23 protein-coding genes are annotated in these 23307 nt (G+C 58.1%); 3 read left to right on the top strand and 20 right to left on the bottom strand.

Annotation, left to right across the window (positions count from 1 at the left end; translation table 11 throughout):
• Positions 1-38: 38 nt before the first annotated feature.
• The 13 genes from LOY26_RS16035 to LOY26_RS15980 form a co-directional block, all read right to left on the bottom strand.
• Positions 39-953, bottom strand: a complete 915-nt coding sequence (locus LOY26_RS16035) for a LysR family transcriptional regulator (RefSeq protein WP_186663100.1) — start codon at positions 951-953, stop codon at positions 39-41.
• A gap of 16 nt (positions 954-969) precedes the next feature.
• The gene (locus LOY26_RS16030) at positions 970-1479 is read right to left on the bottom strand and encodes a flavin reductase family protein (RefSeq protein ID WP_258713827.1); all 510 of its coding nucleotides are present in this window, start codon (positions 1477-1479) and stop codon (positions 970-972) included.
• 25 nt (positions 1480-1504) lie between these two features.
• Complete coding sequence (locus LOY26_RS16025; RefSeq protein ID WP_258713826.1) at positions 1505-2536, bottom strand: methionine synthase; 1032 nt, start codon at positions 2534-2536, stop codon at positions 1505-1507.
• Positions 2537-2562: 26 nt separating this feature from the next.
• Positions 2563-3549, bottom strand: a complete 987-nt coding sequence (locus LOY26_RS16020) for a DUF1852 domain-containing protein (RefSeq protein WP_258713825.1) — start codon at positions 3547-3549, stop codon at positions 2563-2565.
• Positions 3550-3712: 163 nt separating this feature from the next.
• Positions 3713-3922: a lysozyme inhibitor LprI family protein gene (locus tag LOY26_RS27070; RefSeq protein WP_408980738.1), complete on the bottom strand. Its 210-nt coding sequence runs from the start codon at positions 3920-3922 to the stop codon at positions 3713-3715.
• 447 nt (positions 3923-4369) lie between these two features.
• Entirely contained in the window at positions 4370-4612 is a 243-nt protein-coding gene (locus LOY26_RS16015; RefSeq protein WP_033698660.1) for a hypothetical protein, read from the bottom strand.
• A 452-nt stretch (positions 4613-5064) separates the two neighbouring features.
• Positions 5065-6291 carry an MFS transporter gene (locus LOY26_RS16010; RefSeq protein WP_033700140.1) on the bottom strand — a complete coding sequence of 409 codons (1227 nt, stop codon included), beginning with the start codon at positions 6289-6291 and terminating at the stop codon, positions 5065-5067.
• A 171-nt stretch (positions 6292-6462) separates the two neighbouring features.
• The gene (locus LOY26_RS16005) at positions 6463-6891 is read right to left on the bottom strand and encodes a DUF1850 domain-containing protein (protein ID WP_186660852.1); all 429 of its coding nucleotides are present in this window, start codon (positions 6889-6891) and stop codon (positions 6463-6465) included.
• On the bottom strand, positions 6888-8915 hold the full coding sequence (locus tag LOY26_RS16000) for a TRAP transporter permease (protein WP_258713824.1): 2028 nt from the start codon (positions 8913-8915) through the stop codon (positions 6888-6890). The genes LOY26_RS16005 and LOY26_RS16000 overlap by 4 nt, the downstream gene beginning before the upstream one ends.
• A 75-nt stretch (positions 8916-8990) precedes the next feature.
• Positions 8991-9941, bottom strand: coding sequence for a TAXI family TRAP transporter solute-binding subunit (locus tag LOY26_RS15995; RefSeq protein ID WP_186660856.1), 951 nt, complete (start codon positions 9939-9941; stop codon positions 8991-8993).
• Between the two features lie 87 nt (positions 9942-10028).
• Positions 10029-11312, bottom strand: coding sequence for a C4-dicarboxylate TRAP transporter large permease protein DctM (gene dctM, locus LOY26_RS15990; protein WP_186660859.1), 1284 nt, complete (start codon positions 11310-11312; stop codon positions 10029-10031).
• The gene (locus tag LOY26_RS15985; protein ID WP_186660861.1) at positions 11309-11941 is read right to left on the bottom strand and encodes a TRAP transporter small permease; all 633 of its coding nucleotides are present in this window, start codon (positions 11939-11941) and stop codon (positions 11309-11311) included. The genes dctM and LOY26_RS15985 overlap by 4 nt, the downstream gene beginning before the upstream one ends.
• Before the next feature lie 61 nt (positions 11942-12002).
• Complete coding sequence (locus LOY26_RS15980) at positions 12003-12998, bottom strand: TRAP transporter substrate-binding protein (RefSeq protein WP_258713823.1); 996 nt, start codon at positions 12996-12998, stop codon at positions 12003-12005.
• A gap of 247 nt (positions 12999-13245) precedes the next feature.
• Here LOY26_RS15980 and nhaA point away from each other — a divergent pair, with 247 nt between their 5' ends.
• On the top strand, positions 13246-14601 hold the full coding sequence (gene nhaA / locus LOY26_RS15975; RefSeq protein WP_258713822.1) for a Na+/H+ antiporter NhaA: 1356 nt from the start codon (positions 13246-13248) through the stop codon (positions 14599-14601).
• 151 nt (positions 14602-14752) lie between these two features.
• On the opposite strand, the gene LOY26_RS15970 is transcribed toward nhaA, so the two are convergent.
• Positions 14753-15262: a ProQ/FinO family protein gene (locus LOY26_RS15970; protein WP_258713821.1), complete on the bottom strand. Its 510-nt coding sequence runs from the start codon at positions 15260-15262 to the stop codon at positions 14753-14755.
• 418 nt (positions 15263-15680) lie between these two features.
• Complete coding sequence (locus LOY26_RS15965; RefSeq protein WP_258713820.1) at positions 15681-15965, bottom strand: hypothetical protein; 285 nt, start codon at positions 15963-15965, stop codon at positions 15681-15683.
• Between the two features lie 423 nt (positions 15966-16388).
• On the opposite strand from LOY26_RS15965, the gene LOY26_RS15960 reads away from it, so the two are divergent.
• Positions 16389-17165 carry a zinc-dependent alcohol dehydrogenase family protein gene (locus tag LOY26_RS15960; RefSeq protein ID WP_258713819.1) on the top strand — a complete coding sequence of 259 codons (777 nt, stop codon included), beginning with the start codon at positions 16389-16391 and terminating at the stop codon, positions 17163-17165.
• A 162-nt stretch (positions 17166-17327) separates the two neighbouring features.
• Positions 17328-18077: a LysR family transcriptional regulator gene (locus tag LOY26_RS15955; protein WP_258713818.1), complete on the top strand. Its 750-nt coding sequence runs from the start codon at positions 17328-17330 to the stop codon at positions 18075-18077.
• Positions 18078-18438: 361 nt separating this feature from the next.
• On the opposite strand, the gene LOY26_RS15950 is transcribed toward LOY26_RS15955, so the two are convergent.
• The 5 genes from LOY26_RS15950 to LOY26_RS15930 all read right to left on the bottom strand — a co-directional run bounded on the left by LOY26_RS15950 (position 18439) and on the right by LOY26_RS15930 (position 23237).
• A complete protein-coding gene (locus LOY26_RS15950; RefSeq protein ID WP_258713817.1) occupies positions 18439-19092 on the bottom strand; it encodes a 3-oxoacid CoA-transferase subunit B in 654 nt (217 codons plus the stop codon).
• 8 nt (positions 19093-19100) lie between these two features.
• On the bottom strand, positions 19101-19796 hold the full coding sequence (locus tag LOY26_RS15945) for a 3-oxoacid CoA-transferase subunit A (RefSeq protein WP_258713816.1): 696 nt from the start codon (positions 19794-19796) through the stop codon (positions 19101-19103).
• Positions 19797-20173: 377 nt separating this feature from the next.
• Positions 20174-21010: an IclR family transcriptional regulator gene (locus tag LOY26_RS15940; protein WP_258713815.1), complete on the bottom strand. Its 837-nt coding sequence runs from the start codon at positions 21008-21010 to the stop codon at positions 20174-20176.
• A gap of 107 nt (positions 21011-21117) precedes the next feature.
• On the bottom strand, positions 21118-22518 hold the full coding sequence (locus LOY26_RS15935) for a cell wall metabolism sensor histidine kinase WalK (protein WP_258713814.1): 1401 nt from the start codon (positions 22516-22518) through the stop codon (positions 21118-21120).
• The gene (locus tag LOY26_RS15930; protein WP_258713813.1) at positions 22515-23237 is read right to left on the bottom strand and encodes a response regulator; all 723 of its coding nucleotides are present in this window, start codon (positions 23235-23237) and stop codon (positions 22515-22517) included. Before LOY26_RS15930 ends, LOY26_RS15935 begins: the two co-directional genes overlap by 4 nt.
• Between the last annotated feature and the right edge of the window lie 70 nt (positions 23238-23307).

Below are 23307 nucleotides of genomic sequence, written 5' to 3'. Positions count from 1 at the left end.
GCAACAGCTTACGAGCCATAGCTATCAGGCAACGGGCCTTACACCGCATTGACACCCTCCAAAGTCGCAAAGGAAATGTCTTTTGCTGTAAGCAGGAAGTCCCTCATGTAAGGCATTTCCAGCATATCGCTGCGAACCGCCGCGAATAGCGTGGCTTGCAGCCCTTTCTCGCCCAGGCGCTTGGCAATGACATAGCCGCGCGAGGTGTATTCATGCACCGCCCAGTTCGGCAGGCAGCAAACCCCGCGGCCGCTGGCCACCAGCTGCATCATCATCACGGTCATCTCGGCGGTGCGTACCTGGGCGGGCTCGAGGTCGGCGGGGTCGAAGAAGCGGGTGAAGATGTCCAGGCGGTTGCGCTCGATCGGGTACGTGATCAGGGTTTGGCTGGCGATGTCGGCGGGTTCCAGGTAGGGCTTTTCGCGCAGGGGGTGGTGCTTGTCGATGGCCAGCATTGCCTCGTAGCCGAACAGCGGCACGTAGGTGATACCTGGCACGGTCACCGGGTCGGAGGTCACCACCAGGTCGAGGTCCCCCCGTTCCAGGGCCGGCAGTGGCGCGAACGACAACCCTGAGGCCAGGTCCAGTTCAACCTCTGGCCATGCCTCGCGGAAATCGTCCACCGAGGGCATCAACCATTGGTAGCAACTGTGGCACTCGATGGCGATGTGCAGCCGGTCGGCCGTACCGCCAGCCAGTTTGCTCAGCTTGCGCTCCGTGGTGCGAATCAGTGGCAGCACCTGGTCGGCCAGTTGCAGCAGCTTGAGGCCGGCCGTGGTGAAGCGCACCGGCTTGGACTTGCGCACGAACACGGGCATGCCGAGGCGACTTTCCAGCTCCCGGAACTGGTGCGAGAGCGCCGATTGCGTCAGGTGCAGGAACTCGGCGGCCTCGGGCAGGCTGTCCGTTTCGCGCAGGGCATGAAGGGTGCGTAGGTGTCTCAAGTCGATCATGAGAAGAGGGCAACGCTCAAATCGCGCAATGCGCGGCGAGGTTGCAATATTGTCCTTTGAAATACAGCAAGGGTTGCGTCGCTGCGGCGTCCTGCACGTTCAGCGCTTTCACTTCGCCAATCACGATCACGTGGTCACCGGCTGCGTGTTCGGCGTGAATCTCGCAATCCAGCCAGTGCAGGCTGCCGGCGATGACCGGATTACCCAGCGGCGACGCCTGCCACTTGACCCCATGCCATTTGTCCGCGCCTCTGCGGGCGAACTGGTTGGAAATCCCCACCTGTTCACCCGAAAGGATATTGACCGCGAAGCGGCCCGCCTGGCGAATGCCGGGGTAGCTGGCCGAACTGGCCATCACGCTGAATGACACCAGCGGCGGGCTCATCGACACGCTATAGAACGACTGGCAGGTGAAGCCAATCGGCGCGCCATCGATGAGCGAGGTGATCACCGTGATACCGGACGCGTAGTGCCCGAGCGCTTCGCGAAAGCTCGATGGCGCGATGGCAGTACTGGGAAGTGACATGGTAGGTCCTGACGTGAGGGGGCCTTTAATGGGCCAGGAGTTCTCTGCGCACGATGTCTGCGCCTGCACTCAGCGCATTCAGCTTGCCCCTGGCGACCTGGCGAGGTAAGGGGGCCATGCCACAATTGGTGCACGGGTAGAGTTTGTCGGCATCTACAAATTGCAGTGCTTGGCGCAGGGTAGCGGCGACTTCCTCGGGGGTTTCAATGGTGTGGTTCGCCACGTCAATGGCGCCTACCATCACTTTCTTACCGCGAATGAGCGCCATCAGGTCCGGCGGGACGTGCGAGTTGTGGCATTCCAGCGAGATGATATCGATGCTGGATTGTTGCAGTTTGGGGAACGCTTCTTCATATTGGCGCCACTCGCTGCCCAGGGTCTTTTTCCAGTCGGTGTTGGCTTTGATGCCATAGCCATAACAAATATGCACGGCCGTTTCACACGTGAGGCCTTCAATGGCCCTTTCCAGCGTGGCCACACCCCAGTCATTGACCTCGTCGAAGAAGACATTAAAGGCGGGTTCATCGAACTGGATGATGTCCACACCGGCAGCCTCTAGCTCCCGGGCTTCCTGGTTGAGAATCTTGGCGAATTCCCACGCCAGTTTTTCGCGGCTTTTGTAATGGTTGTCGTACAGCGTATCAATCATGGTCATGGGGCCTGGCAGCGCCCATTTGATGGGCTGCCGGGTTTGCTGACGCAAAAACTTGGCATCTTCTACAAACACGGGCTTTTGCCGAGCGACAGCACCCACCACCGTCGGTACGCTTGCGTCGTAGCGATCGCGGATGCGCACGGTTTCACGTTTCTCGAAATCAACGCCGCTGAGGTGCTCGATGAAGGTCGTCACAAAGTGTTGGCGCGTTTGCTCGCCATCACTGACGATATCAATGCCGGCGTGTTGCTGCTCTTGCAATGACAGGCGCAGTGCATCCTGTTTGCCTTCGGTCAACGCCTCGTCCTGCAACTTCCAGGGGGACCAAAGTGTTTCGGGTTGTGCGAGCCAAGAGGGTTTGGGCAAACTGCCGGCAGTCGACGTGGGTAACAGCTTTTTCATGAAAGAAGACCTTGTATTTGCGTAAGTCAGGAAGCGTAGTGGGCGGACCACTGCTCAAGCATGGCGTGGTAAGGTTTGATGAAGTGCTCTTCGACAAATCGTCCCTGTTCAATAGCCAGCCGGCTACGTTCTTCCCGATCATAAACAATGCGTGTCAGCGAATAATCTTCGTGCTTCAAGCTGGGCTGGTAGGACTTTCCTGCCACCGAGTTGGCATTGTAGATTTCGGGGCGGTAGATTTTCTGGAAGGTATCCATGGTGCTGATGGTACTGATCAGCTCAAGGTTGCTGTAGTCACTGAGCAGATCGCCGGAAAAATAGAAAGCCAACGGCGCAGCGCTGTTTGCAGGCATGAAGTAACGCACTTTCAATCCCATCTTCCCGAAGTATTCATCGGTCAAGGAGTATTCATCTTGCTGGTATTCAAAGCCCAGCACCGGGTGCTGGTTTTCAGTGCGATGGTAAGTCTTGCTGCTCGACACGCTCAGGCAGATGACCGGGGGCTTGGCAAAGTGCTGTTTGTAGGTGGCGGAGTTCACGAAGCGCTTGAACAGCTTGCCATGCAGCTCGCCAAAATGCTCAGGTGTGCTGAACGCTGGCTGGTTTTTGTTGTGCCCCAGTAGCAGTACGCTGAAGTCGTAATCGCGCACGTAGGACGAAAAATTGTTCCCCACCATGCCGGCGATGCGCTCGCCGGTTTTTCGGTCGACGATGTGGGTTTTCAATATTTCAATCAAGGGCAGGGCGTGATCGCTGCGTTCAGCATCGATCGTCATCGCGACGGAAATTATCTCAAGCTCGACGCTGTAACGGTCGCCTTTTGGGTTGTCCCAATGCGCCAGGGCGTTGAAGCGGTTGTCGATCATCCCCAGGGTGTTGCGCAAGTTTTCCTGGCGGCTCGCGCCCCTCGCCAGGTTGGCGAAGTTGGTCGTGAGGCGTGTGTTTTCGGCGGGGTGATAATGTTCGTCGAAACGAATGGCCTTGATGGAAAAGTTGAAATCTGTGTTCGTCATGGTCGGCTGTCCCACTCGAATATTTATAGGCTCTCTAGTTGAGACGTATTCTAGGTTGGGGCCTGATCGAGGGGTACTGAATTGATTTCACAGGGGCTTTAGCCATCTTCATGATGGCGGTGGCGATGATCGTGACACCCTTGTACGGTAAAAATCTGACCACTCACCATTCGTCCAATTCAGTCAGGCGCTGGAGGGCCATGCGGTATCTGCAATATTGCGAAACGGAACCCCGAATAGTCCCAGCGATATTCTGTTCGTATAACCCATTGCATTCCGCCTCGGCGTATTGCTCCCAGAGGGCCTGAGACTGTTGAAGCATTTCTGGAACCCGTTCTGAGTCATTGGGCGCTTTGGGCTTAAGATCATCCAATGTGCGGCCGCTATGTGCTTATCGGGAGATAGGGTGATGGCGGCTAGGCGCCTGTCTTGGGTTTGGAGGTGGGGCGGCGCTCTTCATAGGCGCTGAAAATGCCAAGCCAGGCACCTGGTGGCCCCATATACAATCTCCAGGCATCCCCCTTAAAAGCCGAGGCCATTCTGGCCCCAGTCATCCGTGCAGGACACGCTTTGGGCACGTAATTTTCATTGGTATTCTGAAACACCACACTTGTCTACACGGGCCTCAATGCATCATGCCCAGTTCCGCGTCGTCCATCAGCGCCTTGGCCAATGCGCTGAAGTTTTGCAGCCTGGTCTGGCCTCTTCGCGGGGCAAGCCCGCTCCCACAAGTACACATCAGGCTCGAGTCTGTGGTGATCCTGTGGGAGCGGGCTTGCCCCGCGAAGAGGCCAGACCAGGCAACACATCGCATAGGCCCTTAATGCCGAGTACGCGGCTCTGCTGGCATCTGCACCTGAATCAACGCCGACTCAAGCAGCACACGCAGCGCCTCCAGCTCATGCATGGTCGTCATCATAAGGATCGACACAGGGGACTTGGGCTGAAGCAGAATCGCCTGATGGGCCACGGTCTGTGCGCACAGCGCGTAGTCCGCAGCCTGGATGAGGGTGTCTTCGAGAGAGTGGTGGTTGTGGGGTGGATCGGGAACGACCTTTAACATCACTTAATCCTTTTCAAGGTGCGGCCACCTGCCTGCTGTCAAACAGAAGGGTGGCAGCTGTACGTGGGTTGACAGACCGGCGGATTAAGCAAAGTTCCGGCGCACGCAAGCGTGCCCGCACGTACAGCCGCCATAGAAGCGAGCCATATACTTAATACCGTCGCGGCCTGTCAAAGCCGATCGCTGTTTGCAGCGACAGGCCGAGACTAGAGCGGTGCCTGAGCGGCCGCAACGGAAAAAAGGCGGCAGGAGTATGTTTGGGAAAAGGCCTACAAGGAAGGGGTTAAATCTGATTATTCATCACTGAAAAGCAATACTTCCAGGTCACCAACGCCGTCACGTTGCGCGGCGCTCCATCGCCCGTGCTGTCGACCAGCGGCAGGTTGCCCCAGTTGAACCGGAGCGGGTGAGTACCCGCTCGCGGTTTGATGCCGGTTTTTTACTACGGCCTGTCAGCAGGGCTGAACGGCCAATCGGTTAGTGACGCTACGCCCCAGCACCAGCACTGTGACAAAGCCGCAACCTACCAGCGCCGTGGCCAGGCTCAACAGCACCGAGCTGCCCAACTGGTCGACGATCTGCCCGCCGAAGAACGAGCCCAGCGCAATAATCACCTGGAACATCGCCACGAACAGGGGCATGCCGCGTTCGACATCCTTGGGCGCGACCACAAACATCCAGATACTGGCGCACGCCGGGAAGGCGCCGAAGGCGAAGCCCCACAGTGCGATCAACATTGCAGCGCCTGTCATGCCAGTGGCGAAGTGGGGGAACAGGGCGGTGCTGACGCCAATCATCACGGCCACCAGCATCAGGGTGTGGCGCACGCTGCGGTTGGCGGCGAAGCCGGCGAAGATGTTGCCGATTACCCCGGCCACGCCATACAGCAACAGCAGCGAGCCAATCGTCGGCCCATCGAAGCCGGCGTTCTGTTTGAAGAAGGGTGCCACATAGGTGTACGCGGCAAAGTGCGCCAGGCCAATCAGCAATACCGCAATCAACCCAACCCGCGCTTGTGGGTTGATGAACAGGGCCGGCAGGTCACTGATGCGGATGGCCTTGTCCGGGTTGAGCCGCGGCAGCAGCAGGACCTGCGCCAGCAGCACCGGTACACCCACCAGCGCGGTAACCAGGAAGGTCATGCGCCAGCCCATCAGGCCACTCAGCCAGGTGCCCACGGGCACGCCCAGCACGGTGGCCAGGGTTACCCCGACCATGATGATCGAGGTGGCCTGGGCAACGCCCACGCCTTTGGGTGCCAGGCGGCCGCTGAGGGCAATGGCCGTGGCCCAGAAGCCGCCGATGCTGACGCCCAGCAGCACGCGGCCGAACAGCAGCAGGCTGAAGTCACTGGCGTAGGCCACCACCGCGTTGGCGATGATCATGATCAGCGTCAGGCCGATCAGCAGGTAACGGCGGTCCATGGCGCCAATGCCCACCGACAGCAAAGGGGCGGCGAGGGCGGCCATGATGCCGGGCAGGGTCACCATCAGGCCGGCCTGGCCTGCGCTGATGCCGAGGTCGCTGGCAACGTCGTTGAGCACGCCCACCGGGAGAAACTCACTGGTGACCAGGGCGAAGGCACCCACGGCGACCGAAAGAATCGCCAGCCACTGCTGTTTGACGCTTTGTTGGTTATGTTCGGGAAGGCCGCTAGGGGCCTGGCTGTCGCTTGGCATGATGCTGGGTTCCAAGGGGGATGTCGCCTGCAGCAGGCGAGGAGAGGGCGAAAATTGAAGGCGATTATACGAGTGGGTGGGCGCCACCACACAGGCGCGCCGCTCGATAGTAATCATCAGTACGATCGATAAGACGCCCAATGCAGAGCGTCTGCTACAGCGCGGCGGCTTTCAGTAGGTGGCTCGATAGGAATTGGTGTTCTGTACCGGATGCCTATCTGTCTCGCAACTCCACAGCTGTATGAAGGGCTGGTTGGTAGAGGGCGTTCCAACCCAATGGCTCATGGCGTGACACACCTGCTCAAGGCATAGCTGATAGTCGCCAGCTTCGGGGGTGCGTCCTAGTTTCAAAGGTTGCAGGGGCGGCAACGTGCGCTTGAAATGCCAACTGCCCAGCTCCAATCGAGCATCATCGGGTATCTCCATGCCTGCACCATTACCTCGAATCCTGGCGCCTTCCAACACCAGGCCTTCGCGGGTGAGGCGATAGTCTTCCTCCCAGCGTATCTTCTCGATGCTGTGATTCCATGCCAGGGTGAAATGGGACACCGGCAGTTGCGCCCAGACCCCGCCATCCAGCCCCAGGCACAAGCCGATCATGCGTTCGCCGTCCTTGCGTGCCTGGACCTCCAGACATGCTGCAGCAATACCAGAATCCCAAGCGCGAAACCGATCTCGTCGGTCAGCGGCAGCTCCACGATCAACAAGGCCCCCGCACCCAAACTCAACAAGCGCTCCCAGATGGCCATTTTCTGTTGCAGGTAACCGGTGGACGCTACTCCCCAGAGGCCGACTGCCAGAAGGGTCTTGATCAACATGTAGGCCGTCATCCACAGATTATCGCCCTGCAGCATCAGCGCCGGGTTATAGACCGCCATGAAGGGGATGACGAAACCTGCCAGGGCAATGCGTACCGCCCACAGGCTGATCTTGAATCCGCTTTCTTTGGCGATGGGGGCTGCGGCGAAACAGGCGAGGGCGACCGGTGGGGTCAGATCGGCGAGGATCCCGAAATAGAACACGAACATGTGCGACACAATTAGCGGCACGCCCAGTTCCAGCAGCGCAGGGGCTGCGATCGAGCTGGTGATGATGTAGTTGGGGATGGTTGGGATACCCATGCCTAGCACCAAGCAGGTGATCATCGTCAATATCAGTGACAGCAGCAGGTTCTCCCGGCCGATCGCCAATATGTAACCGGCAAAGGTTGAAGCAACGCCTGTGAGCGAGACGATGCCGATGATCACCCCCACCAGCGCGCAGGCGATCCCTACCGGAACCGCATGCCGTGCACCTTCGACCAACGCGTGCAGGCAAATGGTCAGGGTTTCCCGGCCGCCCTTGATAAACCAGCAAAACACCATCAGCACGGCAACGACCGCAAAAATCACACCGATACCGAGTTGAAAAAAGCCTGTGCAGAGAATACCCAGCGCAATCCAGAATGCACAGCGCAAGCCGAAGCTCTGCACCCTGAGAATGATCGCCGAGCCGAGAATGACAATGGCGGTCAAGGCTAACCCGACCATGCCGGAGAACAGCGGGGTACGCCCGGAAAACAGCAGGTAAACCAGCACTACTAGAGGAATCAGCAGGTACCAGCTTTCCTTTACCGCGCCGAAAGCGCTGGGGCATTGGTCTTTAGGCAAGCCTTTGAGGTTGGAACGCTTGGCCTCCAGATGGACCATCCAGAACACCGAGCCGAAATACAGCATGGCGGGTATCAACGCCGCTTTGGCAATTTCCACGAACGGCACATTGATGGTTTCGGCCATGATGAAGGCAACCGCGCCCATTACTGGCGGCATTATCTGGCTGCCCATGCTGGAGGTAGCTTCCACGCCGCCGGCAAATGCGGACCGATAACCAAAGCGCTTCATCAGCGGGATGGTGAATTGCCCCGTGGTCACCACGTTGGCAATGCCTGAGCCAGTAATGGTCCCCATCAACGCGGATGAAGCGACGGCGACCTTGGCCGGTCCTCCCAGCTTGTGACCGAACAAGCCCATGGCGAAGTCGGTAAACAGCTTGATCATGCCTGCTTGCTCCAGGAAGGCGCCGAACAGGATGAACAAGAAGATATAGGTAGCCGAAACGTAGGTGGGTGTCCCATAGAGCCCTTCAGTGCCGAAGGACAGTTGATTGATGACCTGGTCGAAACCATAGCCTCGGTGGGCCAGTTCGCCGGGCAAGTATTCACCGAACAAGCCGTAGGCCAGGAACAATCCACAGATGATTGGCAGTGCAATGCCCATCACCCGTCGAGCGGCTTCGAAGATCAGCGCGATCAGCAGCACGCCGATCACCATGTCAGCTGGCGTCAGGTCGCCGGAGCGCTGGATCAAGTCTGCCTCGAACACCCATTGATACAGCGCGGTGACGATGCCAGCCAGGCTGAGCAGCCAGGCCAGCGGTTGCCAGGGGCGGGCCTGGCCATGGGCTGGATAGCTGAGGAATACCACCCAGAGCAGGAAACCGACGTGTACTGCACGCAGCACCTGGCTTGAGATGGGGGAGAAGGCTGCGGTGACGATCTGGAAAATCGAAAACAGCAACGCTACATAAAACAAGGTTCTTGGCCAGTCCCGCGGGTTCGCGGAAATACCCTGATGCTCGTCACTCATTGATTGCCTGCCTCATGGCCACACTGGAAAGAATCGATGGCGCAGTGGCAATACAACCCACTGCGCCTCGTGCAGCTACAGCGCGCCCTTTTCCTTGTAGTAGCGTTCGGCGCCTGGGTGCAGTGCAATTGGCAGATTCTTGGCTGCGCTTTCCAGTTTGATGTCCTTGGCTGCCGAATGTGAGTTACCCAGCCGTGGCAAGTTTTCGAACAAGAGCTTGGTCATCTCGTAGACGACTTCATCGGACATGTCTGCGCGGGTCACCAGTATGTTGGTGATGGCAACCGTCGGCACCGCCTCGGTTTGCCCGTCATACGTGTTGGCCGGAATCATTTCGCTCTGATAGGCCGGGTTGCCAATCTTCGTGACCACCTCAGGCGGGATGGCGACGTAGTTGAGGGGCATGACAGAGGCCAGGTCGCGAATCGCGGCCATGCCCAACCCGGACGATTGCAGGGTCGCATCCAATTGCCGGTTCTTGATCAGTTCGACGGATTCAGCAAACGGCAGGTATTGCACTTTACCCATGTCCTGATAAGTAAGCCCCGCAGCCTTGAAGATCGCACGGGCGTTCAGCTCAGTACCGGACTTGGGTGCCCCGACCGAGATCGTCTTGCCTTTGAGATCGGCCAGCGTCTTGATCCCTGATTCCTTGCTGGCAACAATTTGAATGTAGTTGGGGTAGGCCCCGCCAAGGGCACGCAACTTGGTCAGCGGTGTCTTGAAGCCTGCGTCCTCCACGCCGTTTTTGGCATCGGCAACCGAATCGCCCAGCGCGAGCGCTAGCTCGCCTCGACCAGCCTGCAGCAGGTTCAGGTTCTCCACCGAGGCCTTGGTGGCTTGGACCGAGGTCTTGGAGCCGGCAATGCCATCGCTGTAGATCTGCGACAAGCCGACACCGATCGGGTAGTAAACCCCGCTGGTCCCACCGGTGAGAATGTTGATGAACACTGGCGCGGCTTGAGCTGCGGTGCTGACTGCCAAGGTAGCGGCGACCAGCAGGGCGAAGCGTGTCTTTACTCGCATGGGGAACTTCTCCGTCTTGTTATGTCTTTTATCCAGAGTGATTGCACTGTAGTTGATCGCAGCGCCGAAGGGGCCAGGCAGTCAGCATCAGCTCATACCCAGCCAGGCCGGCAGGACCAGCGAAATCCAAGGTACATAGGTCACCAGCACCAGGAACAGCAGCAGAATCATCAACCAGGGCATCGCCGCTTTGATGGTCGCGGGTAATGACATCCCGGTCACTGCCGAGGTGACGAACAGGTTCAGGCCCACCGGCGGTGTGATCAAGCCGATTTCAAGGTTGACGACCATGATGATGCCGAGGTGAATCGGGTCGATGCCCAGTTTCATGGCAATGGGGAAGAGTATCGGCGCCAAGATCAGGATAATCGCCGACGGCTCCATGAAGGCACCGGCAATCAGCAGCACGATGTTGACCACCAGCAGAAAGGTCACGGGCGTCAGGCCCGCGTCGATCACCCAGGCTGTTATCTGTTGTGGAAGCTGTTCGGTGGTCAGTACATGGGCGAAAAGCATGGCGTTGGCGATGATGAACATCAGCATGATGCTCAGCTTGGCGGATTCCAGCAGGACTTTGGGCGTTTCACGAAACGTCAAATCCTTGTAGACGAACAAGGCAATGAAGGCCGAGTAAACCGCCGCTACAGCCGCCGCCTCGGTTGGGGTGAACATCCCGGAATAGATGCCGCCCAGGATGATGACCATCAGCAACAAGCCCCAGATCGCCTGGCGCGCCGTACCCAACCACTCGCGCAGTGTCGCGCGCGGCAGGGCGGGCAGGTTTTTCTTAACGGCGACGATATAGATCGCCACCATCAGCGCTGTTCCCAAAAGCAGGCCAGGCACCACACCGGCCATGAACAGCTTGCCGACGGAGGTCTCCGTGGCCGCGGCGTAGACCACCATCACGATCGAAGGCGGAATGAGGATGCCCAACGTACCGGCGTTGCAGATAATGCCTGCACCAAAGGCCTGCGGATAACCGGAGCGGACCATACCGGCAATGGCGATTGACCCCACGGCAGCCACGGTCGCCGGGCTGGATCCGGAAAGGGCAGCGAATAACATGCAGGCCAGTACTGCGGCGATGGCCAGGCCGCCGCGAATGTGCCCGACACAAGCATTGGCGAAGTCGATCAAGCGGCGGGCAACACCACCGGTGGTCATGAAGGCACCGGCCAGCAGGAAGAACGGAATGGCCAGCAGCGTGTAATGTTCCGAGGTTTCGAACAGCTTGATCGCCAGCGAACGCACCGAGTCGGGGCTGAAGAAAATGATTGTCATGGAGCCGGCCAGGCCGAGGGAGATCGCGATGGGCACGCCGATGAACATCAGGACGAACAGGGCTACGAACAAGAACGCAATGGTCATGGCTTGTCATCCTCGTGCTCGGCGAGCTTCAGCGCGTCAGCGGCTTCGTCGGCCAGGCCCAGGCCGGTCTGGTGGTTGCGCAAGATGCGCACAAGAATCTCGGCAAAACGGATGAAAACCAGGGCAAACCCCAAGGGTACGATCAGCCCGATATGCCATTGCATGATGCCAAAGTGGCCCAGATCCTCAGCGCCGATACTTGCGATCATCAGTGTCTGAATCCATTCGAAGCTGGCGACACTGAGCAATCCTGCATAGGCCAGACAGCACAAGCAGGCCACGACGCCGATGAATTTCTGCACCGGCCGGCGGGTGAGCTTGACCAGTGCATCCACCCCGATATGCCCGCCCGTGCGCACACCATAGGCCAGCCCGAAAAAAATCAGCCAGCCAAACAGCGCCTTGGTCAGCGCGGTACTCCAGGTCATCGCTTGAGCCATGCCCATGATTTCGTCGCCAATGGCAAACAACGGGGTGCTTGCGCTCGGCCAGCGATCGGCAAGCCAATAGAAAAGGCTGTAGAAATTGTTGAGGATCACGTAAATGAACGTGACCAATGTCATGGCGGCCAGAAGGAAGACGATAAAGCCTTCCTCGAAGTGTTCCCATATTCGCCGAAGCGCTTTCATCGATGGTATCTCACGTCGAGGGCGACTGGCAGACGCCGCCCCGGCAGCATCTGCCTTGCGATCATTGAGCCTTGTTGGCGGCTTCGGCTGCCTGGATCAGTTCAGGTCCGATATCGCTTTCGAACTTTTTCCAGACCGGTTTCATCGCGTCTCGCCATTGTTCGCGTTGCGCCGGGGTCAGCACGATGATTTCAGTGGTCTTCGCCGCGAGGATGCGTTGCTTGTCACTCTCATTGAGTTGCTCAGCTTCCTTGTTCACATGGGCGGTGACTTCAACAACGATCTTGTCCAGCTCGCTGCGAACGTCCGCCGGTAATCCGTTCCAGAACGGGGTGTTGGTGATTAGCATGTAGTCCAGTACACCGTGGTTGGATTCAGTGATGTACTTCTGCACTTCATGCATTTTCTGGCTGTAGATATTCGAGTAGGGGTTCTCCGCACCATTCACCACACCGGTCTGCAACCCTTGATAAACCTCGGCAAAACTCATCTTGCGCGGGTTGGCGCGGACAGCCTTGAACTGCTCTTCGAGTACGGCAGAGGCCTGCACCCGGAACTTCAGGCCACGGGCATCGGCGGGCACATGCAGTGGCTTGTTGGCTGACAATTGCTTCATCCCGTTGTGCCAGTAGGCCAGGCCGGTAATGTTCTTGCTTTCCATCGACTTCAGCAGCCCCTGGCCCTGTGGGCTCAACTGAAAGCGGTCGACCGCAGCGATGTCATTGAACAGGAAGGGCAGGTCGAAGAGTTGCAGGGACTTGGTGTACTGTTCGAACTTGGCCAGGGAAGGCGCAATCATCTGCACATCGCCTAGCAATAGCGCTTCCATCTCCTTGCCGTCGCCAAACAACGAGGAGTTCGGATAGACCTCGACCTTGACCTTGCCGGGCAAGCGTTCCTCTACCAGTTTCTTGAACATCAGGGCGCCTTGCCCCTTGGGCGTCTGGTCCGCGACCACGTGCGAGAACTTGATGATGACCGGATCTGCCGCATGGGCAAGGCTCAGGGTGCCTAGCGCCAACGCGCAGGTGAAGACGATGGATAGAGATTTGAACATCAGGAGCATCCTCTCGTTTTTATTTTTCCCAGGGTTCTACGCCGTGCGCGCTGTGGCGTATCAGAACAACAGTCAGTCTAGGCAGAAAACCGTAAGTTGCAGGGTAATGACCAGCGCCTGAGGCGTATCCGGGGTTCGCAACGCCTAGGATGATTCTGTAGACTTCGCCTGGGTGCTAGCCGCATAGGGCGGTGAGGCAGGTTAAAAGTAACGCCGGTCGGGCCGCCGCGCGCGAGTGACCTTGCCTATGCAAACAGTAGAATTGCCCCGTGCTCAACAACTGGCCCAGCGAGCGTTTGCCAACCTGGAGCGCTTCCTCCATATCGAAGCGGTCAGTGGCGTCGTGCTGTTGATTAGCGCCATAGCCGCGTTGGTCTGGGCCAACTCCCCGGCCGCTGCCAGCTATGAAGCCTTGTGGCATACCGCGGTGTCATTCGGCATTGGCTCGCACGTTGTCTCGCAGTCCCTGCATTTTTGGATCAACGATGGCTTGATGACCATTTTCTTCCTGGTTGTAGGTATGGAAATCCGCCGCGAGATCCATGAAGGGGCGTTGTCCAGCCTGCGCCAGGCGACCTTGCCGATGGCTGCAGCATTGGGTGGCGTTGCAGTCCCTGCGCTGCTCTATCTGGGGTTCAACCATCAAGCACCGCAACAAAACGGCTGGGCAGTGCCCACCGCCACCGACATTGCGTTCGCGGTGGGCGTGTTGGCACTACTGGGCAAGTCGATCCCATCGAATATCCGCGTGTTCTTGCTGGCCCTTGCCATCATCGACGACATCATTGCTGTCCTGATCATTGCCTTCTTCTACTCGGGCGGATTGGATTATTCAGGATTCGCAGTGGCTGGAGTGGGGCTGGCAATGGTCATTGGCCTGCAAAAAATAGGGGTCGGGTCTGCCTATGCCTATATTCTTCCAGGCGTCGTGACCTGGGGCGGGATATTGATGACCGGTGCCCACCCCACGCTGGCCGGGGTGATTCTCGGGATGATGACCCCCGTCGTCGCTATGCCAATGCGCGAGCGCCCACTGGATGCGATCGGACGATTCACTGGCGAGCTGATTGGCAGCGCAAAGGCACCGGAGCAGGGCGTCAACGAGTTGATTGATCCCCTCAAACGACTGCGCTTGGCTCAGCGCGAGCTTTTGCCGCCGGTAGTTCGGATACAAAGTGCGCTACACCCTTGGGTGGCATACGCGATCATGCCGCTGTTTGCGCTGGCCAATGCGGGGGTCAATCTGCAGGGCATTGACTTGTCCAGCGATGCGCCACATTGGGTGATGCTGGGTATCGGTATTGCATTGGTGGCGGGTAAACCACTTGGAGTGTTGAGCGTGAGCTGGCTGATGGTCCGTCTGGGGTGGTGCACATTGCCAGCGGGTGTCACTTGGACCGGCGTCACCCTTATCGGCTTGCTGGCCGGCATCGGCTTCACCATGTCGATCTTCATCGCCACATTGGCGTTCGCCGATGCCAGTCTGCTCGGCGCAGCAAAGGTAGGCGTGCTTTGCGGATCGGTAATTTCTGCCGTTCTGGGTATCGCCTGGGGAATCCTGAGCGTACGCCGAAATCATTCAGCTTGCGCAAAGACGCACTAACGTTGTACCCGGCTACAGATCTGCTGTGACGCCGGAACTGCAGTGCAGGAGGAGATGACAGATCGCTGTCATCTCCTCCTGCATGTTCGCCAGCCGTGCTTCATCACCTGGGCTGATTTGCTGAAAAGCACAGTGCAGCGTGCGACTGGACTCAGTCCGTAGACGGCTCCGCTGTGGCATCGGCGGCAGGGGCCGGGGCACTCGCCTTTGGCTTCACACGATCACGTCGGCCCTGGCTGCGTTGCCGCGAAGCTTGTTGCTTCGCGTGCAATGCCTGTGCGGCGGTCACAGTGCCAGCTACTTGCCCATTCAAGTCCAGGCGCGGCGCATTCTCCACCATGCTTGCCCAGTACCGAGCCCCCCGACACCAGGTAGAGATGCCCAGCTTAAGCTGCTCGCGGGTCAGACCCAGCAGCTCCAGGTGTTGCTCGGCATCCTTGAAGATACCCTCCTTGAGCGGCACCTTGGGGGCCGGGTTGACAGGGAAGGCCAACGGAAAATGCTTCTGCAATGGCCAGATCGCTTCCACTGCCGGATCCTGGGCACGAGGCTTCGCCTGCGGGGAAGGCTTGCGCTTGGGGTGTTTTGCGCTATCGGCCATGGCCTGTTGTTTTTCCGACCTGAGGCGGTCACGTAGCTCAGCTAGTTGTTCAAAACCCATCGTTCAATTCACTGCTTCGAAGTTGATTGCGTGGTGCAAGGATATTCCATAAAGCGCTTGGGAGCAGCCCAAACAGGATGAATCGCTGTTGTTTCCGTGAATGCGCCATGACCGGCTCGGCAGATTCTGCCTTTCAGGGGCCGTGCACCAGCCGCCTGCTTGACTTCATGGGCCGGGCCGACAAACCGCCCAAAGCAGTTTTTCGGCACGCTCAACCCTGTGGTCTTCCTCACCTGGCTGACACGAGGTTTCCGCCAGCCTGCGCCCGACCTTCGGCCGTAGACGCCTTGGGGTGGATAGCGACGGCCGTGTCCCGCCCGTCGCTGTGCGTTGTCAGGCCTGCGCCTGACGCGTTGCGAATGGTCGCTACTTCCCTTTTTCTGCAGCCAGATCAGCGTCGCAGGCGATGCGAGAGGCATCATCCACCAATGGGAAACACCGATGCGGAATAGAGCGCCAGAGTGCGCTCGTAAACAGCTTCGTCCCGAGTTATCAGCAGCAGGCTTGGGCATGCGCCCAAGAGGGCGTGCTCAGGTTGCAGATCTTCAATTTGCGACCAGAACTCGTCGGCCTTGACCCCATCGGCAAAAGGTTGAAATGCGATTGCGCTTCTGAATTTCGAGAGCTTCGTCCAGTCTGGCAAGCGCTCAAAGACATACCACTCATCAAAGCCTGGCGTGGGTAATTGAGCGATACGTCGCATCCACTGTTCCAGTCAAGCGTGCAATAGCCACCGTGTACGCCGGTGCGGAGTTTGGCTTCCATATAGATTCCGTTGTGAATCAGCGATGACGCAGGTGGCAGGACCTGCCGTCCATGACATGGAAGCAGCTTACACGCCTGCACTGTGCATGTGGGGGCTGGGCTTGCCGGCGGTGGGCTGTGAAGTGCCCCAGCACCCAGGGTCTGCTCTGGGTCGATAGCCGTTATCCATGAGCGGGCGCTTTCGACCTATGGCTGCGCTTCGCGGATCCGTGCCTTTCTGTTTGCCGATCAGCTAGGGATTGGTTCTTCTTGAGTACCAATTTATGAGCCGATCAGCTCTCTATCGCAGGCAAGAGGGTGGGTAGGATCAACACGGCCTTCCAGAAGGAACCGTTATCTCTTGTCGTTAATGAGGTGTGCCATGCCCAAGGTTGTTCACTTTCACTGTACCGGTGACGCTGATGTTCTGATCCTCGATGAAGTCGCGGTACCCACGCCGAAAAGCGGCGAGGTGGTCAATGCGCCTGCGCATGCTGTCGTCAAGCATCCGTCCAACCTCAGTTTCGTGGAGGCAGCGGCCAGCTGGATGATGTTTGTTACTGCATACGGCGCCCTGATTGAGTACGGCAATCTACAGGTTGGCGAAACCGTGCTTATCCCGGCTGCGTCGAGCAGTGTCGGCCTGGCAGCGATCCAGATCGCCAACATGCAGGGAGCCATCCCGGTGGCCCTTACCCGCACAAGTGCCAAGCGTCAGGCGTTGCTGCATGCAGGTGCAAAACATGTCATCGCCACCCGGGAAGAGGATCTGATTGCCGAGGTGGCAGCGATCACCGAGGGCAAAGGTGCGCATATTGTTTTCGATCCGGTTGGTGGCCCCGAGGCAACCAAGCTGATCAAGTCCATGGCCAACAACGGGATTTTCTTCCAGTACGGCGCTCTCGATCATCGCGATATCCCGGTTCCCGTCTTCGACATTCTTGGCAAACACCTGACCGTGCGCGGCTACGAGCTGTTCGAAATCACCACAGATATTCAAAAGCTGGCCAATGCCAAGGCATTCGTTGCCAAAGGCTTGGCAGGTGGTCAGCTCAAGCCCGTCATCGACCAAGTCTTCCCGCTCAATGAAATTGCGGCAGCACACCGCCGAATGGAGTCGAATTCGGTGATCGGCAAGATCGTCGTCGTGGTTGACTAAATAACATCCTGCGGCAGTGAGACTGGCGTCGTACGCCATCGCTGTTTGCTTCCAAGCAGTGATGGCTTACTTTGTTTTGGTGTCTGAGAGGGAGCCTAGCTTCGCTATCGTCCTCAGTGCAGAGTACGTCTGTCCCAATGCACAGGTAACTGGAAGATGGCGATGAACCTGATCGAAGCCATGCAAATGTTCGTGGCGGTGGTTGAGCATGGCAGCTACACCAAAGCGGCCGAGGCACTCAATGTACATCGCCCGGCACTCTCCAAGCTCATCCAAAATCTCGAGCACGAATTGGGAGTGCAGCTGTTACACCGCACCACGCGCAGAGTAAACACCACGCCCGCTGGCGATGAGTTCTACGAACGCAGCCTGAAATTACTCGCTGAACTAGCGGACACACTGGACTGGTTTTCGCCGACTCGTCCGCCGCGAGGCAAGCTCAGGATCGACATGCAGACCGTACTCGGTCACGCGGTGATAATCCCGCGACTGCCCGAGTTCATGGAGCGCTACCCTGGCCTGGAAATATCTCTGGCAACCTCTGACAACTTGAACGACCTTATCGCGGAAGTCATCGACTGTTCCGTGCGGCTCGGTGATCTGGATGATTCGAGCCTGGTTGCCAAACGTATCGGCGAGGTTGCTTTGGTGACCTGCGCGGCTCCCGCCTACGTAAAGAAACATGGTTTACCCGGCACGCTGGATGATCTGCAGGCGCACCTGGCAGTCAACTTCATGGTTGAGCAGCGCCGCCAGATCATGCCTTGGCGATTCAGGGTCAACGGTAAAATGATTAGCGTAAAGATGCGCAGCGGCATCGTCGTCGACAATGCCGAGGCTTTGCTCTACTGCGCACTGGCGGGATCGGGATGGTACAGGGGTGCGCCCGGCGTTGCAGCGATACATCGATAGCGGGCGTGTAGTGGAGGTTCTGCCAGATGTTCCAGTCGAGCCGAAGACCGTTTCCGTGCTGTTTCCAGATCGCCGTCATCTGTCACCCAATGTGAGGGTATTTGTCGAGTGGGTGAGTGCGTTGTTCCAAGAGGAAAGGTATTAGGGGCGGTTATCGAACGGCAGCGTTGGGTCGATAGCGGTCGGTCGCAGATGACCGCTTCCGACCCATAGCGGCCCTTCGTGAAGGGCAGCACTCAGCCAAAAGCGATCACTCAGACACGCCTATCAAATTGGGGGCGATTCAGGACGACATAGGCGCCGGCAAGGCGGGCGGCTACAACTTAGCAAGCTGGATAGCTGTCCGCCTTGGCGATGATGCTTACTGCGCCGAATGCTGGATCAGCGGCACACCACTCAGTGCTTGCAACTGCTCGAAATCGATATCTGCACAGATCTCGATCACCCGCAGCCCGTCGGAGGTTACTTCCAGCACGGCAAGGTCGGTGTAGATGCGGCTGACGCAACCGAAGCCGGTCGGCGGGTAGGTGCACTCGGGCACTAACTTGCTTTCGCCGGACTTGGTCAGGTGGTTCATCATCACAAACACTTGGCGGGCGCCAGTGGCCAGGTCCATCGCACCGCCCACGGCCGGAATGGAATCCTCGGCTCCGGTGTGCCAGTTGGCCAGGTCGCCCTTGACCGACACCTGGAAGGCGCCCAATACGGCGATGTCCAAATGGCCGCCGCGCATCATCGAGAACGAATCGGCGTGGTGGAAGAAAGCGCCACCGGGGAGCATGCTCACATGCTCCTTACTGGCGTTGATAAGGTCATCGTCTTCTTCGTCCGGCGCGGGGCTTGGGCCCATGCCCAGCAGGCCGTTCTCGCTGTGCAGGAACACTTCCTTGTCGCCCAGGAAGTTGGCCACGATGGTTGGTGCGCCAATGCCCAGGTTGACGTAGGCGCCTTCCTGAATGTCTGCGGCCACGCGCTGGGCCATCTCGGTACGGGAGAGTTTTCGGGTGATGGTCATGGCAGGCCTCAGACAGCGTTGGCGATCGAAGAAGCGGCAGCGCCGGAGACGGCGACCACGCGCTGGACGAAGATACCCGGGGTGATGATGTGTTCCGGGTCCAGTTCACCGAGTTCGACGATCTGGTCAACTTGGGCGATGGCGGTCTTGGCGGCCATGGCCATGATCGGGCCGAAGTTGCGGGCGGCCTTGCGGTAGATCAGGTTGCCCCAACGGTCGCCCTTGTGCGCCTTGATCAGCGCGAAGTCGGCGTGCAGCGGCATCTCCAGAACGTACTGGCGGCCGTCGATTTCACGGGTTTCTTTGCCTTCGGCCAGCAGGGTGCCGTAGCCGGTCGGCGAGAAGAACGCACCGATGCCCGAGCCCGCAGCACGGATACGCTCGGCCAGGTTGCCTTGCGGTACCACTTCCAGCTCGATCTTGCCGGCCCGGTACAGTTCATCGAACACGTAGGAGTCGGACTGGCGCGGGAACGAGCAGACCACCTTGCGTACGCTGCCCGCCTTGAGCAGCGCGGCAAGCCCGACCTCACCGTTGCCGGCATTGTTGCTGATGATGGTGAGGTCGCGGGTACCGGTGGCGATCAGGGCATCAATCAGTTCAGACGGCATGCCGGCAGTGCCAAAACCACCGACCATGATGGTCGAACCGTCGATGATGCCTTCTACCGCGCTGGCTATGGACTCAAACGTTTTATTGATCAAGGCGAGCTCCTGGTTGTTCCTGGAGTAGGTATTGGTGGGCCACTCAGCGATTGGCGTTGTTTTGCTGATGTGAGCCATAGCGTGCCGCAAGACTGGGCGGCAGTAGAGGGGGGGGAGGAGGAATTGGTGCGGTTATCGAACTATTGTGCGATGTTCGGTCATTTATGCGGCCGCAAGGGGTCGCCCGAGCACTCGGCGGCTTGCTGAGGGTACGATCGGAGGAGGTCGACGAAGAACGTTCCCTGCCGAATAGGTATATGGTGCTCCCCAAATAGGCGACGTAAATTTCCGCGGGTGGCGTCCGGGGTTAGGCCATACCCCAGTCCGCGTGCATGAGAAGCTGTTCGACCTATTAAGGGGATCGCTTAGCGGTAGTCTTATGGGCTGGAATTGATGCTCCCACTAGCCTGTAGTGCTCGCCCGATATTCTTCGCCGCAGCGACGGTCACGGACAGCGCACGACGTTCAAGTTCCTCTGTGGTGCACCGCACTGCCGGCGCTGCAATGCTGATAGCGCCAACTGGGTATCCATCGATATCCAAGACTGGAACCGCCAGGATGCGCAGGCCCTCGGCGAACAGCGAGTCTGTGATGATGTACCCATCCTTACGAATCTGCTCCAACACCTCGGACAATGGTCGAGAGAGGGATTTGCTCATGAAGGATGTGGACGAGGAAAGCTCCTTGATGCGCTCAACCTCGTGATCAGGAAGGAACGCGAGGATCGATTGGCCTATCGCTGTCTGGCAGGCCGGCACCGTTGTACCAATGCGAATGTCCACTCCAAGCCGAGTGATACCGGCCCTGACACGCTCCAGGTAGAGGACGTCTGCGCCTTGCAGCACGGCGAAGCTTGCAGCTTCACTGGTTTCGCTGACCAGTCCCCTCAACACAGGGCGAACCAGACTGCGCAGGTCCGTGTGAGCAATGGCGTGAAAGCCTAGGTTCAGGATTTTGAGCGTGAGGGAGAACCGCTTGCTCTCAGGAATTCGAGAAACATAGCCGAGGTCCACCAGCGTATTCAGCATACGGTAGGTCGTGCCTGGATCGAGATCGGCCTTGGCAGCGATCTGGCTCAGGGTCAGCTCGTCGCTTTCCGCTGTGAAAGCCTCCAAGACTCGAAATCCTTTGGCAAGGGACTGCACTGTACTGCGCTGATTTTTATCCTCGTCGGCGGCGGGTGTTTCGCTTTTTGTTGAAGTTCTAGGAGCCATGCGCGATATCTACCTGGTGTAATTGTTGTTTTCGGAATGCGAAAAAATCGTTCAAAAAGAATAGCATCAGGTAATCTTTCATCCCACCTCGGATTTCAGCGGCCAGGCTAGTTTTCAGGGAGCGAAATGAGCGCTTCCAACCCTCCATGGTGGTTGAACAGATTGACTTCGCCGCCATGCTGACGGGCTATGGAGCGCACGATGGAGAGGCCGAGGCCGACCCCACCAGTATTACGGTTTCTGGAGTGCTCCAACCGATAGAACGGGTTGAAAACAGCTTCAAGCTCAGAAGCAGGAATACCGTTTCCCTTGTCCTTCACCGAAATGTGAACGTGCTTATCAGCACTGTAAACGCGGACAACTGCGCTCTCACCGTACCTCACAGCATTCTCGATGAGATTTCGGATAGCTCGCCGCAGCGCGTCAGGCCGGCATTCCAAAATGACTTTTGAGTTGCAGGAGAAAGACACGGCCATCCCCAAGGCGACCAAGTCTTCGCACAAGCTTTCAACCAAGGTCCCGATGTCCATCGTCCTGGTTGGCTCGATCACAGCGTTGTCACGGCCATACCCGATTGCAGCTTCAGTGATCGCCGTGATCTCGTCCAGGGTCGCAAGCATCTTGCGCTGTATCTCGGGATCCTGAATGAACTCAACGCGCAGCCTGAGCGAAGTCAACGGGGTTCGAAGGTCGTGGCCCACCGCGGCCAGCATGCGCGTGCGATCATCGACAAAGCGCTGAATCCTGCGTTGCATCTGGTTGAAGGCCTGGGCGGTGCGACGGATATCTTCCGGGCCGTGCTCGCGCAGCTCCGTGTCTGAATGGCCTCGGCCCAATCGCTGGGCAGCGCGCGCTAAATCTCGCAGTGGCTGGCTGATACCCCGAGCGATCAATACGGCAATCAAGGTTAGGGCCAGCGCGGTGATACCCAGGGATACCAATGCTCGGCGACTAAACGGAGAGTCCGTGACCGGTTTAGCATAAGCGGCATGTAACCATGTGCCATCATTCAGCGGTGTGGCCACCCCCATGACATTGAGCTGCGGCAAGTAGATGAACCTGGCCGTTCGGGTGGAGGGCCACAAAGCTTCGCTTGGCACAGACCACGCAGCTGTCGCATCAATCGTTGCCGGTGGAACCTCATCTTCGCTTCGGAACTGCATAGGGATAGTTCCCAGCGGCTGCCCATGGCTCAACGGCTCAAGCAGATGCTGGCGAGCGAACTTCCACCACTCTGAAGGCTGGCTCGGCGAGGCTGGAAACAGCCAAAAACGCTCGTAAGCGGTGCTGCTGACTTGAAGCGTCACTTTCCGCTCGTCCACGGGCATTCGGTCCAGGAGTGAGGCCAGTGATGAGGTTCGACTCAGAAAGTCAGACTTCGCCACCTCCCTAAGCGCCCCCGCGCGCTCGTCCCAAAAAATACTGAGGGTCAGCGCTTGCGAGACTATCAGTGCCAAAAGAATGAGCCCGATGAATCTTGCGGCTAGATTTGGGTTTCGTAATTTCATGTTGATTTGGAAACCGGGTGCACAAATGCATAGCCGCCGCCCCAATGGGTTCTGATGTAAATCGGGTTTTTAGGGTCAGGCTCAATTTTTCTGCGAAGTCGGCTAACTTGGTTGTCGATACTTCTATCGAATGGTTCGCTAGTTCGGCCAGAAACTTTGTTTATAAGTTCGTCGCGCGTTACAATTTCACCGGGCCTTTCTAATAGCGCAGCCAGTAATCTGAACTCAGTCCCACTCAGTGATACCGATACGCCGTCAGCGCCACATAACTCTCTTAGCTTGCAGTTGAGCACCCATTCACCGAAGCGGATCGACCCCTCCACTAGGCTGGAAGCAGTCTCGCTTGCGGGCGTGGCCCGACGGAGCAGGGCTTTGACCCGAGCCAACAATTCGCGGGGATTGAAGGGTTTTTTCAGGTAGTCATCGCCGCCCATCTCAAGACCGAGAATGACGTCTAAGTCCTCTGTGCGTGCACTTAAAAAAAGAACGGGAGTATTAGAGCGAGAGCGGATGTGCCTGCACAGGCTTAACCCATCTTCACCTGGCATCATGACATCAAGAATAATTAAGTCTGGTGAATCCTTATCAAGCAGTTCTCTAAGTGCAACCCCATCAGCCATAGCTGACACACGATACCCTTCCTGGGTCAAATATTGCGCAACCAGCTCCCGGATGTCCGGGTAGTCATCAACGATTGCAATGTGCTGACTGGAACTCATTTGTAAACCATCTGATGGGCTCGAATCCTTTCAGCCTAAGGTACGGGCGGCATTTTGAAAAGAGCCGAAC

The sequence above is a fragment of the Pseudomonas sp. B21-047 genome (assembly GCF_024748775.1).
GTDB lineage: Bacteria > Pseudomonadota > Gammaproteobacteria > Pseudomonadales > Pseudomonadaceae > Aquipseudomonas > Aquipseudomonas capeferrum.
This window is presented reverse-complemented; position numbering and strand designations above follow the sequence as displayed.

Excerpts from the sequence above, each read along its gene's own strand:
- LOY26_RS16035 (WP_186663100.1), bottom strand. The coding sequence starts at position 953 with ATGATCGACTTGAGACACCTACGCACCCTTCATGCCCTGCGCGAAACG.
- LOY26_RS16030 (WP_258713827.1), bottom strand. The coding sequence starts at position 1,479 with ATGTCACTTCCCAGTACTGCCATCGCGCCATCGAGCTTTCGCGAAGCG.
- LOY26_RS16025 (WP_258713826.1), bottom strand. The coding sequence starts at position 2,536 with ATGAAAAAGCTGTTACCCACGTCGACTGCCGGCAGTTTGCCCAAACCC.
- LOY26_RS16020 (WP_258713825.1), bottom strand. The coding sequence starts at position 3,549 with ATGACGAACACAGATTTCAACTTTTCCATCAAGGCCATTCGTTTCGAC.
- LOY26_RS16015 (WP_033698660.1), bottom strand. The coding sequence starts at position 4,612 with ATGTTAAAGGTCGTTCCCGATCCACCCCACAACCACCACTCTCTCGAA.
- LOY26_RS16010 (WP_033700140.1), bottom strand. The coding sequence starts at position 6,291 with ATGCCAAGCGACAGCCAGGCCCCTAGCGGCCTTCCCGAACATAACCAA.
- LOY26_RS16005 (WP_186660852.1), bottom strand. The coding sequence starts at position 6,891 with ATGATCGGCTTGTGCCTGGGGCTGGATGGCGGGGTCTGGGCGCAACTG.
- LOY26_RS16000 (WP_258713824.1), bottom strand. The coding sequence starts at position 8,915 with ATGAGTGACGAGCATCAGGGTATTTCCGCGAACCCGCGGGACTGGCCA.
- LOY26_RS15995 (WP_186660856.1), bottom strand. The coding sequence starts at position 9,941 with ATGCGAGTAAAGACACGCTTCGCCCTGCTGGTCGCCGCTACCTTGGCA.
- dctM (WP_186660859.1), bottom strand. The coding sequence starts at position 11,312 with ATGACCATTGCGTTCTTGTTCGTAGCCCTGTTCGTCCTGATGTTCATC.
- LOY26_RS15985 (WP_186660861.1), bottom strand. The coding sequence starts at position 11,941 with ATGAAAGCGCTTCGGCGAATATGGGAACACTTCGAGGAAGGCTTTATC.
- LOY26_RS15980 (WP_258713823.1), bottom strand. The coding sequence starts at position 12,998 with ATGTTCAAATCTCTATCCATCGTCTTCACCTGCGCGTTGGCGCTAGGC.
- nhaA (WP_258713822.1), top strand. The coding sequence starts at position 13,246 with ATGCAAACAGTAGAATTGCCCCGTGCTCAACAACTGGCCCAGCGAGCG.
- LOY26_RS15970 (WP_258713821.1), bottom strand. The coding sequence starts at position 15,262 with ATGGGTTTTGAACAACTAGCTGAGCTACGTGACCGCCTCAGGTCGGAA.
- LOY26_RS15965 (WP_258713820.1), bottom strand. The coding sequence starts at position 15,965 with ATGCGACGTATCGCTCAATTACCCACGCCAGGCTTTGATGAGTGGTAT.
- LOY26_RS15960 (WP_258713819.1), top strand. The coding sequence starts at position 16,389 with ATGCCCAAGGTTGTTCACTTTCACTGTACCGGTGACGCTGATGTTCTG.
- LOY26_RS15955 (WP_258713818.1), top strand. The coding sequence starts at position 17,328 with ATGAACCTGATCGAAGCCATGCAAATGTTCGTGGCGGTGGTTGAGCAT.
- LOY26_RS15950 (WP_258713817.1), bottom strand. The coding sequence starts at position 19,092 with ATGACCATCACCCGAAAACTCTCCCGTACCGAGATGGCCCAGCGCGTG.
- LOY26_RS15940 (WP_258713815.1), bottom strand. The coding sequence starts at position 21,010 with ATGGCTCCTAGAACTTCAACAAAAAGCGAAACACCCGCCGCCGACGAG.
- LOY26_RS15935 (WP_258713814.1), bottom strand. The coding sequence starts at position 22,518 with ATGAAATTACGAAACCCAAATCTAGCCGCAAGATTCATCGGGCTCATT.
- LOY26_RS15930 (WP_258713813.1), bottom strand. The coding sequence starts at position 23,237 with ATGAGTTCCAGTCAGCACATTGCAATCGTTGATGACTACCCGGACATC.